Annotated in this window: 15 protein-coding genes; 4 read left to right on the plus strand and 11 right to left on the minus strand. The window is 69.4% G+C overall.

What is annotated here, in order from left to right; translation table 11 throughout:
- On the minus strand, positions 1–328 hold a 328-nt coding region (locus ACTS11_RS10420), incomplete at its 3' end, for a hypothetical protein (RefSeq protein WP_442640246.1).
- 94 nt (positions 329–422) lie between these two features.
- Here ACTS11_RS10420 and ACTS11_RS10425 point away from each other — a divergent pair.
- From ACTS11_RS10425 to ACTS11_RS10440, 4 genes are all read left to right on the plus strand, one after another.
- Complete coding sequence (locus tag ACTS11_RS10425) at positions 423–719, plus strand: hypothetical protein (RefSeq protein ID WP_442640247.1); 297 nt, start codon at positions 423–425, stop codon at positions 717–719.
- 102 nt (positions 720–821) lie between these two features.
- The gene (argB, locus tag ACTS11_RS10430; RefSeq protein ID WP_442640248.1) at positions 822–1,682 is read left to right on the plus strand and encodes an acetylglutamate kinase; all 861 of its coding nucleotides are present in this window, start codon (positions 822–824) and stop codon (positions 1,680–1,682) included.
- On the plus strand, positions 1,675–2,340 hold the full coding sequence (locus ACTS11_RS10435) for a ferredoxin (protein WP_442640249.1): 666 nt from the start codon (positions 1,675–1,677) through the stop codon (positions 2,338–2,340). The genes argB and ACTS11_RS10435 overlap by 8 nt, the downstream gene beginning before the upstream one ends.
- A gap of 26 nt (positions 2,341–2,366) precedes the next feature.
- Positions 2,367–2,879, plus strand: coding sequence for a SixA phosphatase family protein (locus tag ACTS11_RS10440; protein ID WP_442640250.1), 513 nt, complete (start codon positions 2,367–2,369; stop codon positions 2,877–2,879).
- Between the two features lie 123 nt (positions 2,880–3,002).
- Here the strand turns inward: ACTS11_RS10440 and ACTS11_RS10445 are convergent, their stop codons facing one another.
- The 10 genes from ACTS11_RS10445 to ACTS11_RS10490 all read right to left on the minus strand — a co-directional run.
- Entirely contained in the window at positions 3,003–3,803 is an 801-nt protein-coding gene (locus ACTS11_RS10445; protein WP_442640251.1) for an amino acid ABC transporter ATP-binding protein, read from the minus strand.
- An 11-nt stretch (positions 3,804–3,814) separates the two neighbouring features.
- Positions 3,815–5,311, minus strand: coding sequence for an amino acid ABC transporter permease (locus tag ACTS11_RS10450; protein WP_442640252.1), 1,497 nt, complete (start codon positions 5,309–5,311; stop codon positions 3,815–3,817).
- A 1-nt stretch (position 5,312) separates the two neighbouring features.
- On the minus strand, positions 5,313–6,527 hold the full coding sequence (locus ACTS11_RS10455) for an amino acid ABC transporter permease (RefSeq protein WP_442640253.1): 1,215 nt from the start codon (positions 6,525–6,527) through the stop codon (positions 5,313–5,315).
- Positions 6,528–6,653: 126 nt separating this feature from the next.
- Positions 6,654–7,676, minus strand: coding sequence for an amino acid ABC transporter substrate-binding protein (locus ACTS11_RS10460; protein WP_442640254.1), 1,023 nt, complete (start codon positions 7,674–7,676; stop codon positions 6,654–6,656).
- Between the two features lie 236 nt (positions 7,677–7,912).
- Entirely contained in the window at positions 7,913–8,626 is a 714-nt protein-coding gene (locus ACTS11_RS10465) for an ATP12 family chaperone protein (protein WP_442640255.1), read from the minus strand.
- Positions 8,623–9,303, minus strand: coding sequence for an HAD-IA family hydrolase (locus tag ACTS11_RS10470; RefSeq protein ID WP_442640256.1), 681 nt, complete (start codon positions 9,301–9,303; stop codon positions 8,623–8,625). Before ACTS11_RS10470 ends, ACTS11_RS10465 begins: the two co-directional genes overlap by 4 nt.
- Complete coding sequence (locus ACTS11_RS10475; protein WP_442640257.1) at positions 9,300–10,343, minus strand: RluA family pseudouridine synthase; 1,044 nt, start codon at positions 10,341–10,343, stop codon at positions 9,300–9,302. Before ACTS11_RS10475 ends, ACTS11_RS10470 begins: the two co-directional genes overlap by 4 nt.
- A complete protein-coding gene (crcB, locus tag ACTS11_RS10480; RefSeq protein ID WP_442640258.1) occupies positions 10,340–10,717 on the minus strand; it encodes a fluoride efflux transporter CrcB in 378 nt (125 codons plus the stop codon). Before crcB ends, ACTS11_RS10475 begins: the two co-directional genes overlap by 4 nt.
- A gap of 31 nt (positions 10,718–10,748) precedes the next feature.
- The gene (locus ACTS11_RS10485) at positions 10,749–12,068 is read right to left on the minus strand and encodes a replication-associated recombination protein A (RefSeq protein WP_442640259.1); all 1,320 of its coding nucleotides are present in this window, start codon (positions 12,066–12,068) and stop codon (positions 10,749–10,751) included.
- A gap of 35 nt (positions 12,069–12,103) precedes the next feature.
- On the minus strand, positions 12,104–12,701 hold a 598-nt coding region (locus ACTS11_RS10490), incomplete at its 5' end, for an acyl-homoserine-lactone synthase (RefSeq protein ID WP_442640260.1).

The following is a 12,701-nucleotide window of genomic DNA, read 5'->3' on the forward strand; positions in this document are numbered from 1 at the left end:
GGCGCATCAGGAAGCGGGCCGTCTCACGCGTGTTGAGCGACCCGAGGAAGAGGCCCGGCTCCTCGGCTGCGATGTGGCGCATGGCCTCCTCGCGCTCGTCGATGTCGATGACCGCCCAAGGCATGCGGTCGAACCAGAGGTGCAGCGCGTCGCGGCTCTTTACGGGGCTCGGCGCGGGCGCTTCGCCGTCGACGTACAGGGCGCCGTCGCCCTCGGGGTTCAGCGCCACGATCCGCTGGATCGCGACCTCGAGCGGGGGGAGCAGCCACTCCTTGGGCGTGACTGCGACGAGCGCCGCGAGCGGCGCGGGGATGTGCGTGTTCTTCATTGCCAGTTCCTTCTCTCGGTGCTAGAGAAGGCGAGCGAGGACTGCTTCGTACGCGACACTCGCCTTCAGATCAGCCGGGGTCATGGTTGCCGCCATGGCTCCGGCACTGTGGAATCACGTTACCACAGCCCCTTCGTCCCCCGCTACTCAAGCCGACCGCGCGCCGGGCGAAATCGAGCGGTTCTTGCAGATGCAACTAAGCCATCCCGTTGAAATCAAACGAGACAGCCTGCGGCAATCTGTCCTCAGTTCGCTGTTGACTTTTCAGGAAACCGCATCGTCATCGTACGATGCAATTTCGCGGTGGCTGTCTGGCGGATGTTTCGGATCGGGCGGCCTGAGACAGCCGAAGGGCAAGAAGCCCTTATTCCACTGGGCGAAACGCCTGTGACAGGCGGTCACCCTTTCATCTTTCTTCAAATACGCAAGGCGGCGCTTCACTCCGCCGCCCCCCTCGCCTATTGAGGCACCACGCTTTCCCGGACCCGCGAAGATGAAGACCCGCAACATGACCCGCGACGACATCGCCACCGCCCGGACGCTCTCCGAGGCGCTCCCCTATCTCCAGCGCTTCAACGACGCCATCGTCGTGGTGAAGTTCGGCGGCAACGCCATGGGCGACGACGCCGCCATGGCGAGCTTCGCGCGCGACATCGTCCTCCTGCGGCAGGTCGGCGTGAACCCGGTCGTCGTCCATGGCGGCGGCCCGATGATCAACGAGCTTCTGCGCAAGCTCGGCATCACCTCCGAGTTCGTGAACGGCAAGCGCGTGACCGACGCCGCCACCGTCGAGGTGGTCGAGATGGTCCTTTCCGGCCTCGTCAACAAGCGCATCGTGCAGGCGATCAACGCCGAGGGCGGCAAGGCCGTCGGCCTCTCCGGCAAGGACGCGGGCCTCATCACCTGCGACCCCGAGGATCCCGCGCTCGGCTTCGTCGGCGACCCGACCGAGGTGAACCCCGCCGTCCTCCTCAACCTCTTCGGCGACGACATGATCCCGGTGATCGCGCCGCTCGGCGCGGGCCGCAACGGCGAGACCTACAACATCAACGGCGACACGGCCGCGGGCGCCATCGCCGCCGCGCTGAAGGCCGACCGCCTCCTCCTCCTGACCGACGTGGCGGGCGTCAAGGACGCCTCGGGCCAGGTCGTCACCGCGCTCAGCGCCGCCGAGGTCGAGGAGATGACGCGCGCCGGCACCATCTCCGGCGGCATGATCCCCAAGACCGAGACCGCGCTCTTCGCCGTCCGCAACGGGGTCCGCGCCTGCACCATCGTCGACGGCCGCGTGCCGAACGCGGTCCTGCTCGAGCTCTTCACCGACCACGGCGCGGGCTCGATGATCCGTGCCTGAGGACGGCGCGGAGCACGACGCCATCGCCGCGCGCGCCGCCGCCCACCGCCTCGAGATCTTCGGCGCCTTCCATCCGGACCCGGGGGACGGCGCACCGCCCGGCATCGCCACGCTCCTCCTCCTCGGGCCCGCCGGGCCGGGCTTCTGGCCCCACGTCACGGGCCAGCGCGAATTCACCGACGGCGCGCCCGATCCGCTCGACCGCTGGTCGCGCCGCGTCATCGGGCGCATGGCCTGCGACCTCGGGGGCAAGGCGCTCTTTCCCTTCGCCGGCCCGCCCTGGCACCCCTTCATCGCCTGGGCGAAACGCTCCGGCCGCGCCTGGGAGAGCCCGGTGCGCTTCCTCGTCCACGACACGGCGGGGCTCATGGTCTCCTATCGCGGCGCGATCGGCCTCCGCCGGCGCATCGCGCTGCCCCCGCCGCCCGGGGCGCCGCCCTGCGCGACCTGCGCGCGCCCGTGCCTGACCCTCTGCCCCGTCGGCGCCCTCACGGCCGGGGGCTACGACACGACCGCCTGCCATGGCTTCCTCGACACCGTCGAGGGCCGGGACTGCATGACGCGCGGCTGCGCCGTGCGAAGGGCTTGCCCCGTCAGCCGCACCTATGGTCGAGTGCCCGAGCAGTCGGCGTATCACATGAGCCGGTTCCACCGCTGACCCGCCCCCGGCCACGAGCGCCCGCGATGACCCTGAGACTCGTCCTCATCCGCCACGCCAAGTCCGACTGGGACGATCCCGCCGTCGACGACCATGACCGCCCGCTCAACGCCCGCGGCCGGCGCAGTGCGCCCCGCATCGGCGCCTGGCTCGCCGACCGGGGCTTCGTCCCCGACGCCGTCCTCTGCTCCACCGCGCTGCGCACCCGCGAGACCTGGGCCCTGATCGCCCCGAACCTGCCCCGCGCACCCGAGCCCGTCTTCACCCGCGGCCTCTACCTCGCCGCACCCGCCGACATGCTGAACGCGATCCGCGACACCGACGCGCCGCGCCTCGCCGTCATCGGCCACAATCCCGGCATCGGCTCGCTCGCCCGGTCGCTCTGCCAGACCCCGCCCGCGCACGAGAAGTTCGGCCTCTACCCGACCGGCGCCACCCTCGTTCTCGACTTCGAGGCGCCGCACTGGGCCGAGATCTCGCCCGGCACGGGCCGCGTCGCGGACTTCGCGATCCCGCGCGACCTTCCCGACCCGGACTGAGCCCGGCCCTTCATCTTTCCACCAATACGCAGGGCCGAAAGGCCGAGGGCCGCAAGGGGCTCGATGCCCCTTGCGGCCCTTCCCCGGTCGCGCCCCGCAGGGGCGTGAAACCCCGGCGCCCCCTCAGTGCCCGAGGATCTGGCTCAGGAACAGCTTGGTCCGCTCCGACTTCGGGTTCAGGAAGAACTCCTCGGGCTCGTTCTGCTCGACGATCTGGCCCTGGTCCATGAAGATCACCCGGTTCGCCACCTGACGGGCGAAACCCATCTCGTGCGTCACCACGAGCATCGTCATCCCGTCCTCGGCGAGCTGGATCATCGTGTCGAGAACCTCCTTGATCATCTCGGGGTCGAGCGCCGAGGTCGGCTCGTCGAACAGCATGATCCGCGGCCGCATGCACAGCGAGCGGGCGATCGCCACGCGCTGCTGCTGCCCGCCCGAGAGCTGGCCGGGATACTTGTGCGCCTGCTCGGGGATCTTCACCTTCTCGAGGAAGTACATCGCCGTCTCCTCGGCCTCCTTCTTCGGGGTCTTGCGGACCCAGATCGGCGCGAGGGTGCAGTTCTGCAGGATCGTCAGGTGCGGGAAGAGGTTGAAGTGCTGGAAGACCATCCCGACTTCCGAGCGGATGCGGTCGATGTTCTTGAGGTCCGAGGACAGGAGCGTGCCGTCCACGACGATCCTGCCCTTCTGGTGCTCCTCGAGCGCGTTGATGCAGCGGATCAGCGTCGACTTGCCCGAGCCCGAGGGCCCGCAGATCACGATCCGCTCGCCGCGCTGGACGGTCAGGTTGATGTCGCGCAGCACGTGGAACGTGCCGTACCACTTGTTCATCCCCGAGATCTCGATGGCCACCTCGTCGGAGACCTTCATCTGCGAGCGGTCGATCTGGCGGTCCTCGAGGGACGTCTGGACTTCGGCCATGGCTGGTCTCCTCAGCGGCGGTCGGTGGCGAGCTTGCGCTCGAGATACATCGAGTAGCGGGACATGAAGAAGCAGAAGACGAAGAACAGGAGCCCCACGAAGATGTAGAGTTCCCAGTAGATCCCGTTCCACTCGCCGGTGGCGCGGATCGCGTTCGTGAGGCCGAGCGGATCGCGCAGGCCGATGAAGACGACGAGCGTGGTGTCCTTGAAGAGGCCGATGAAGGTGTTCACGATCCCCGGGATCGAGATCTTCAGCGCCTGCGGCAGAACCACGAGGCGCATCGACTTCCAGTAGTCGAGCCCGAGGCTGTCGGCCGCCTCGTACTGGCCCTTCGGAAGCGCCGCGAGGCCGCCCCGCACCACCTCGGCGATGTAGGCCGAGACGAAGAGCGTCACCATGATGATGACCCGCAGGAGGAGGTCGAAGTTCGTGCCCGGCGGCAGGAAGTAGTTCAGGAGGAGCGACGCGGTGAAAAGCCACACGATCAGCGGCACGCCACGGATCACCTCGATGAAGGAGACGCAGACCCACTTGATGATCGGCATGGAGGACTGCCGCCCGAGCGCCAGCACGATGCCCAGCGGCAGCGACAGCACGATCCCCGAGGTGCCGATGATGATCGCCAGCATGAAGCCGCCGAAGTCGTCCGACGCGATCGCGGGCAGCCCGATCGGCAGCGCGGCGTCGAAGAGGCCCTTCACGTGCGGCAGGAGCGGGAAGACCCCGGTGTTCAGGAACGGCAGCGGGTTCAGGAAGATCGCGAGGAAGGCCACGATGCCGGCGATGAGCCCCAGAATGGCCCCGGCCTGCGCCGTCACGATGCGCCCGACCAGGCCCGCCACCACGAGACCCGCCGCCACCAGCACCGGCCCCCAGACCGACCCGCCCCAGAGCAGGAACACCGCCACGAAGGGATAGGCCAGCGAGAACAGGAGGAGCTTGCGCGGCAGGCTCGAATAGAGGATCGGCGCCACCGCGACGACCAGCAGCGCCAGCGCCAGAAGCGGCCGCCAGTAGCCGACGAAGAAGATGACGAAGTTGCCGATTTCGGCCTTCATCTGGCCCACGAACTGGATGCGGGCCGTCGAGTTGGACCCCGGCCCGAACACGGCCTCCATCCCGCCAGCGGCGGCGAGCTGGTCGGCGTAGAACAGCGAGGCGAGCAGCCGGTCGTCGGTCGGGTAGAACCCGAAGAGCAGCTGGAGCCACCGCTCGTTGATGACCGCCCAGCAGGCGGCCGTCTCGAGGCCGCGCTCGTCGCGGATGGCGCGGCACTCGCTCAGCGATCCCGCGTCCCAGATGCCGAAGAGCGTCCAGGGCAGGATGGCGGCGAGGATCGTCCAGATCAGGTAGATCGACACGATCGTCAGGAGCGCGTTCGACCAGGACGAGAACAGGTTCTCGCGAATCCAGCGCAGCACGCCGGTCTCGCCCGGCGGCGGCGCGGCGGGGGGCAGCATCGTGTCGCGCGAGAAGGCGACGCTGTGGGCGTGGGTCCCGCTCATCTCAGCGCTCCTTCAGTCTGACGCTGGAGTTGTAGACATTCATCAGCGCCGAGATGATCAGGCTGGTGATGAGGTAGAAGATGCCGAGCAGCAGCATCCCCTCGAGCTCGCGCCCCGTCTGGTTGATCGTGATCCCCCCGAGCGTCGAGCGCACGTCCATGTAACCCACGGCGATGGCGAGCGAGGAGTTCTTGGTCAGGTTCAGGTACTGCGAGATCAGCGGCGGAATGATCACCCGGAGCGCCTGCGGCAGGATGATGAGCTGCATCGTCCGGTTGGGCTGAAGCCCCAGCGCGAAGGAGGCCTCGGTCTGCCCCTTCGACACCGCGAGGATGCCCGAACGCACGATCTCGGCGATGAAGGCCGATGTATAGAGCGCCAGCGCCAGCCAGAGCGCGATGAACGAGTTCCGGATCTGCACGCCGCCCGAGAAGTTGAAGCCGCCGAGCTCCGGCAGTTCCAGCGTCACGGGGCGGCCCATGATGAAATAGGCGAGGAGCGCCGGCACGAAGAAGAGGCCGAGCGAGACCCAGAGCACCGGGAGCTGCTGGCCCGTGGCCTCCTGCCGCCTCCGCGCCACGCGGCGGAAGACGAAGATCGCGGCGACCGAGATCAGGAAGACCGCGATGACGAAGCCCGAGCCCTCGCCCCAGATCGGGCGCGGGATGAAGACGCCCCGGTTCGAGATGGCGACGCTGTCCCAGAGGATCATCGAGGCGGTTCCGCCCTCGGCGAAGGCGCGGGGCTGGGGCGTCGCCTCGGTCATCACGGCGAAGACGATCAGGATCCAGATCAGGAGCGGCGTGTTCCGCATCGCCTCGACGTAGAATGTCATGATGCGCGCCACGAGCCAGTTCTTCGACAGGCGCAGCACGCCCGCCAGAACGCCGATGATCGTGGCCAGGATGCAGCCCAGCGCCGCGACGAGCAGCGTGTTCAGGATGCCGACCAGCGCCGCGCGGGCATGGGTGTCCTGCGACGAAAACGGAATGAGCTGCTGGTTGATGTCGTAGCCGGCCGTGGTCCAGAGGAACCCGAAGCCGATGTCCTTGCCGAGCGCGGCGAGGTTGGTGACGGTGTTGTCGATCAGCTCGACGAGCAGGAGCATGATCAGGATGGCCGCGATGACCTGGATGGTCAGGGACCGGTATCGCGCGTCGTAGATGAGCTGGCTCAGTCGAAAGCTCTCGCGCGGTGGTTCGGTCACGTCGGCCATGCGAACTCCGGAGGTAAGGGTAGCGTCATCCGACCGGGCGACCGCCGATCGGCACGGGCTCGTCTGTTTCGGGGCAGGGAATGGAAGAAGGGGTCCGGGACTGGCCCGGACCCCTCGTTCACTCGATCAGCGGAACGGCGGCGAGTAGAGCAGGCCGCCCTCGGTCCACTGCGCGTTCAGGCCGCGCGCGAGACCGACGGGGGTGTTCTCGCCGATGTTGCCCTCGAAGACTTCGCCGTAGTTGCCGACGGCCTCGATGACGTTGACGGCCCAGTCGTTCGACAGGCCGATCATCGCGCCCAGTTCACCCTCGGTGCCGAGCAGGCGGTTGATCTCCGGGTTCGCGGTCGGCGCGGCGGCCAGTTCGCGGACGTTGGCGGAGGTCACGCCGTACTCTTCGGCGGCGATCAGCGCGTTCAGCGTCCAGCGGACGATGTCGCCCCACTCGTTGTCGCCATGACGCACGACGGGGCCGAGCGGCTCCTTCGAGACGATTTCCGGAAGGATCACGTGATCCGCCGGGTTCTCGAAGGTGGCACGGGTGGCGGCGAGGCCGGACACGTCCGTGGTGTAGACGTCGCAGGCGCCCGCCAGGTACTGCTGCTGACCTTCGGCGTTGGTGGCGACCGGGACCGGCTCGTAGCTGATGTTGTTCACGCGGAAGAAGTCCGCGAGGTTGAGTTCGGTCGTCGTGCCGGTCTGGATGCAGACGGTCGCGCCGTCGAGCTCGGTGGCCGAGGCCACGCCGAGGTCACGCGGAACCATGAAGCCCTGGCCGTCGTAGTAGTTGACGCCCATGAAGTCGAGCGCGAGGTCGGTGTCGCGCGAGAAGGTCCAGGTGGAGTTCCGCACGAGGACGTCCACCTCGCCGGCCGCGAGCGCGGTGAAGCGCGTCTGGCTGGTGAGCGGAACGAACTCGACGGCCTGCGCGTCGCCCAGCGTCGCAACGGCGATGGCGCGGCAGAGCGAGACGTCGAAGCCGCTCCACACGCCGTTCGCGTCGGGCGCGGCGAAGCCTGCGAGACCCTCGTTCGAGCCGCAGCGCAGCGTGCCGCGGTCCTGCACCTGCTGCAGCGTCGACTGCGCAGCGGCTGCACCGGCAGCGACTGCGGCGACGGCGAGCGTGCCGAGGAATACTGTCTTCTTCATGTTTACCTCTTCCTGATGGACGGCCCTTTGGGCTTCGTGAGTTGTGCCCCGTGGGCAATTTGGAATTCGCGTGAGGGATTTTTTGCCCCTCACCGCCCGCAAAATGGGCAATTACTTCCCTACTGGTCAAGGGGAACAGTTCCGCATTTGACCTTGCGTAACCACCATTATTGCACGTTTTGCAGCCAGCCGCCCGAAATTTGTGCGGAAAACAGGGCGCTGCGGCCAAGTCGTCGTCAGCCCTGCGACGCGAGCTTCCAGAAACGGTCGGCGTGGAGGAATTGCTCAAGCTTGCGCGCGGCGGCCTCCGAGGCTTCCTCGTCCTCGCCCCATTGCTCGATCTGCCAGTCCTCGTCGATCCGGCTGAGACCCCACGCCTCGGCGGGCTCAAGCCGCCCGTGCGACACCGCGAGGCCGAGGACGAGCGACCCCGACAGCGTGACGAGATCGTGGAGCGCGGCGAGCCGGAAGGCGTCGGTCTGCCGAACAACGTCGTGGAGGCGGGCGAGCGAGGCCTCGGGCTGGGCCACGGGAAGGATGCCGGCAGTCGCCCAAAGGCGCGCGCCGAAGACCTCCGCCGCCCAGTCCAGCAAGGGGTCCCAGCCCTCCGCCTGGCGGCGGGCAAGTGCCTCCGGGCTTTCGGCACGGTGGCAGAGGAGGTCGGTCTCGGCATAGGCGGCGAGCATGGCGGCCACCTCGTCGTGCTGCGGATGGACACGGTCGATGGCCGAATTGGCCGAGCGCGTGACCGGCATCGCGCGGGGGTCGATGTCGACCTCCTGCGCCGCCCATTCCTCGGCGACGGCGCGGGCCATGGCCTCGGTCGGCAGGTCCATCGGGGCCTTCGCGGGCGTCCGGACGGGCCGCGAATCGAGCAGCACGTGCCAGCCGCCCGGCCCCTCGGCCACGGTGGCGTCCTTCCAGAAGCGTTTCGCCTTCCAGCCCGTCATGCCGCCTGTAGAACCGTTTCGATGGCCGAGGGCAATGCGGCCATGTCGTCGATCACGATCCCGGCACCGGCGGCCCGCAGCGCGTCGGGCGCGTGGTAGCCCCAGCTCACGCCGATGGCGGCGATGCCCGCCGCGCGCGCCATCTCCACGTCATAGGTCGTGTCGCCCACCATGACGGCGCGCGCAGGCGCGACCCCGGTTTCCCGCAGGCAGGCCTCGAGCATCGCGGGATGGGGCTTTGACGGGTGGTCGTCGGCGACCTGCACCGTCTGGAAGACCTCGCCGAAGCCGTGCAGGTCGAAGAGATGCAGAAGACCCCGGCGCGACTTGCCCGTGGCGATCCCGAGGAGCGTCCAGGGCTCGGCCGACAGCGCGGCGAGGCATTCCCGCGCCCCGGGGAACAGCGGCGAGAGCGCGGCGCCCCGGTCGTCCGCGCGGAGCGCGGCGAAGGCGGCCTTGTAGGCCTCGACCAGCGTGCCGACCCGGTCGGGCATCCCCGGTGCCAGCCGCGCCATGGCGACGGGCAGCGACAGGCCGACGATCCCGAGGATCGAGGGGCGCGGCGGCGGCGGGTGCCCGATCTCGGCGAAGGCGCGCTCCATCGCCGCCAGGATATGCGCCTGGCTGTCCACGAGGGTGCCGTCCACGTCGAAGACGACGAGGCGAAGCGCGCTCATTCCTCCTCCGCGAAGGGGTCTTCGGGCACGTCGGAGGCGTGCCACTCGAGCGCGGCCCAGGTGCGGGCCATGTGCTCGGGCAGGGGCGCGGTCAGGTGCAGCCGCCCGCCGGTGAAGGGGTGCGTCAGCGTGAGGGACCGCGCGTGCAGGTGCAGCTTGCGGCTGATCTCGCCGCCGAGCTGCGCGCCCCAGCCGTCGCCGAGGTTCTCCTGCCCCGAGCCGCCGTATTTCCCGTCGCCGACGACCGGATGCCCGATCTCGGCCATGTGCGCGCGGAGCTGGTGGGTCCGCCCCGTCACGGGCACGAGCGCGCACCAGCTCACCCGCTGCCCCAGCGCCGACAGCACGGCGTAATCCGTCACGGCGCGCTTGGCATCCGGCGTGCGGTCCACCTCGTCGGGGTGGATGCACCGCATCTTTTCGTTCTCGCCGCCCTTGCCGTGGCCCGGCGCCTTCACGAGGCCGAAGCGGATCGTGCCCATGCGCGGATGCGGCACGCCCGCGACGGCGGCCCAGTAGATCTTGCGGGTGTCCCGCGCGCGGAAGGCCTCGGTCAGGGCCTTCGCGCTTTCGCGGGTCCGGGCAAGCAGCAGGATGCCCGAGGTGTCGCGGTCGAGCCGGTGGACGAGACGCGGCTTCTCCTCGAGGCCGAACCTGAGCGCCTCGGCAAGGCCGTCGACATGGCGCTCCTGCCCGCTGCCGCCCTGCGTGGCGAGGCCGGGCGGCTTGTTCAGGGCGATGATGTGGTCGTCGCGGTAGAGGACGGCCGCGCGGATCATCTCGGCGTCGCGCTCCGAGATGCGGGGGCGTTCGGGCGGGGGCGGAGGCGCCTCGTCCGGCAGCGGGGGGACGCGCACGGACTGCCCCGCCTCCACCCGCGTCGCGGGCTTGACCCGGCCGCCGTCGACGCGGATCTCGCCCTTGCGGCAGGCCTTCTCGATCCGCCCCTGGGTGAGCTGCGGAAAGCGCCGCTTGAGCCAGCGGTCGAGGCGCTGGTCCCCCTCGCCCGCCGCGACGGTGACATTCTGCACGCCGCTCATGCGAAGCTCCGCGACAGGGCGAGGCCCGCGAAGAGCGCCGCGATCGAGAGGACGACGTTCGCCGTGACATAGAGCGCGGCGAGGCCAAGCGCGCCCCGTTCCCACAGCGTCACCGCCTCGAGCGAGAAGGCCGAGAAGGTGGTGAACCCGCCAAGGATGCCGGTCGCGACGAAGGGCGACAGATGCGCGAGCCCCCGCTGCGCGGCCAGCCCGATGAAGAGCCCCATCGCCAGCGAGCCGATCACGTTGACGGTCAGCACGCCGAGCGGAAACGGCGTCTGCCCGAACAGCCGCACGAGCCCCACGCCGGTGGCGTAGCGCAGCACGGCGCCGATGGCGCCGCCGAGGGCGACCTGGAGGACGGGGGCGATCATGGGCGGGGAATGGGGGCGGCGCGGGGCATTGTCAACGCTGCCGCTTCTTCCTCAGCCCCTCGAACCACTCGAGCCGCTTCTTCAGGTCGCGCTCGAAGCCGCGCTCGACGGGTTCGTAGAACTGCGCCCGGCTCATCGGGTCGGGAAAGTAGGACTGGCCCGAGAACCCGTCCTCGGCGTCGTGGTCGTATTCGTAGCCCGCGCCGTAGCCTTGTTCCTTCATCATCCTGGTCGGGGCGTTCAGGATGTGCTTGGGCGGCGGCAGCGAGCCGGTGGACCGCGCACTCGCCCGCGCGGCCTTGTAGGCGACGTAGGACGCGTTCGACTTGGGCGCGAGGGCCAGGTAGAGCACCGCCTCGGCCAGAGCGAGTTCCCCCTCGGGGCTGCCCAGCCGTTCGTAGGCCTCCCAGGCGTCGAGGCAGTGGCGCTGCGCCGCCGGGTCGGCGAGGCCGATGTCCTCGACCGCCATGCGCGTGATCCGCCGCGCGAGGTAGCGCGGGTCCTCGCCGCCCTCGAGCATGCGCGCGAACCAGTAGAGCGCGGCATCGGGGTCCGAGCCCCGCACCGACTTGTGCAGCGCGGAGATGAGGTTGTAGTGCGCCTCGCCCGACTTGTCGTATTGCGCCGCCCGGCGCTGGAGCCGGTGCGCCAGCGCGCCCGCGTCGAGCGGCGCGGGCGTCTGCCAGGCCGCAACCTGCTCCACCAGGTTCAGAAGCGCGCGGCCATCGCCGTCGGCCATGCCGAGGAGCGCGTGGCGCGCCTCCTCGGTGAGCGGCAGGGCGCGGCCGATCTCCGCCTCCGCCCGCGCCATCAGCGCGGCGAGCTCGTCCTCCGACAGCCGCTCCAGCACCAGCACCTGCGCGCGCGACAGGAGCGCCGCGTTCAGCTCGAACGAGGGATTCTCGGTCGTGGCACCGACGAGGAGGATCGTCCCGTCCTCCATGTGCGGGAGGAAGCCGTCCTGCTGCGCCTTGTTGAAACGGTGGATCTCGTCGACGAACAGCAGCGTCCCCTGCCCGTTCGCATGGCGGAGGCGCGCCGCCTCGAAGACCTTCCGGAGGTCGGGAACGCCGGTGAAGATCGCGCTGATCTGGACGAAGTGGAGGTCCGTCTCCTCCGCGAGAAGCCGTGCGATCGTCGTCTTGCCGACGCCGGGCGGACCCCAGAGGATCAGGGAGGGCAGCGAGCCGCCCTCGAGCATGACCCGCAGGCTCCCCTCCGGGCCGAGCAGGTGGCCCTGCCCGATCACCTCCGAGAGGCGCCGGGGCCGCAGACGGTCGGCCAGCGGACGCGGACCCTTGCCGGTCCGCGCCTCCTCCGCCCCGCCCGCCGTGTCGAAGAGGTCCGCCATCGCGCGCCCGAGCCTAGTGCCGACGGCGCCGACCCTCAATGCATCTTGGTGGCCATCGACACGAAGTAGCAGCGGTGCGGCACGCCGTCGAAGTCCATCTCGGGGCCCGCCGGCGCCATGTCGATCCCGAGCCGCCGGGCGAGCCGCGGGATGAGCGTGGGCAGGAGGCCGATCAGGACCGTCGCGCCGAGGCCGCGGGCGGAGCGGATCATCTCGCCCATGATCGACATCTGCACGCGCCGCCGGATCGCCTGGTCCACGTCCGAGACCACGAAGAGGCGGTTGGCGTCCCAGATATGCGGCGCGACCGGCGCCGTGTCCCACAGCAGGTTGCCGGGGATCGTGTCGAGCAGGCCCCGCTGCGCGTCGCGCACCATGTAGCTGTAGATCCCGCACTTCGCCGTCGTCGGCGTGAGCCGCACGCCCGCCATGACGCGGCCGTTCTCGTGGGCGCAGCACCAGCGGCTCTGCGCCGTGTCGTACTGGTCGAACTCCATCCCCGCCTCGGCGGGAAGATCCCAGTTCTTCGTCTCGATGAAGGTGCGGTGGCGCGCGCGCAGCATATTGGGGAACAGCGCGCCGTGCTCGTGCATGTTGTCGAAGGACAGCGTGGTGGTCTGCATGGAACAGTTT

It is taken from the genome of Roseicyclus sp. (assembly GCF_052168335.1).
Taxonomy (GTDB): domain Bacteria; phylum Pseudomonadota; class Alphaproteobacteria; order Rhodobacterales; family Rhodobacteraceae; genus Roseibacterium.

Coding starts and splice junctions, on each gene's coding strand:
- ACTS11_RS10485 (WP_442640259.1), bottom strand. CDS start 12,068: ATGGCGGACCTCTTCGACACGGCGGGCGGGGCGGAGGAGGCGCGGACC.
- crcB (WP_442640258.1), bottom strand. CDS start 10,717: ATGATCGCCCCCGTCCTCCAGGTCGCCCTCGGCGGCGCCATCGGCGCC.
- ACTS11_RS10440 (WP_442640250.1), top strand. CDS start 2,367: ATGACCCTGAGACTCGTCCTCATCCGCCACGCCAAGTCCGACTGGGAC.
- ACTS11_RS10465 (WP_442640255.1), bottom strand. CDS start 8,626: ATGACGGGCTGGAAGGCGAAACGCTTCTGGAAGGACGCCACCGTGGCC.
- ACTS11_RS10445 (WP_442640251.1), bottom strand. CDS start 3,803: ATGGCCGAAGTCCAGACGTCCCTCGAGGACCGCCAGATCGACCGCTCG.
- ACTS11_RS10425 (WP_442640247.1), top strand. CDS start 423: ATGGCTCCGGCACTGTGGAATCACGTTACCACAGCCCCTTCGTCCCCC.
- ACTS11_RS10475 (WP_442640257.1), bottom strand. CDS start 10,343: ATGAGCGGCGTGCAGAATGTCACCGTCGCGGCGGGCGAGGGGGACCAG.
- ACTS11_RS10450 (WP_442640252.1), bottom strand. CDS start 5,311: ATGAGCGGGACCCACGCCCACAGCGTCGCCTTCTCGCGCGACACGATG.
- argB (WP_442640248.1), top strand. CDS start 822: ATGAAGACCCGCAACATGACCCGCGACGACATCGCCACCGCCCGGACG.
- ACTS11_RS10455 (WP_442640253.1), bottom strand. CDS start 6,527: ATGGCCGACGTGACCGAACCACCGCGCGAGAGCTTTCGACTGAGCCAG.
- ACTS11_RS10470 (WP_442640256.1), bottom strand. CDS start 9,303: ATGAGCGCGCTTCGCCTCGTCGTCTTCGACGTGGACGGCACCCTCGTG.
- ACTS11_RS10460 (WP_442640254.1), bottom strand. CDS start 7,676: ATGAAGAAGACAGTATTCCTCGGCACGCTCGCCGTCGCCGCAGTCGCT.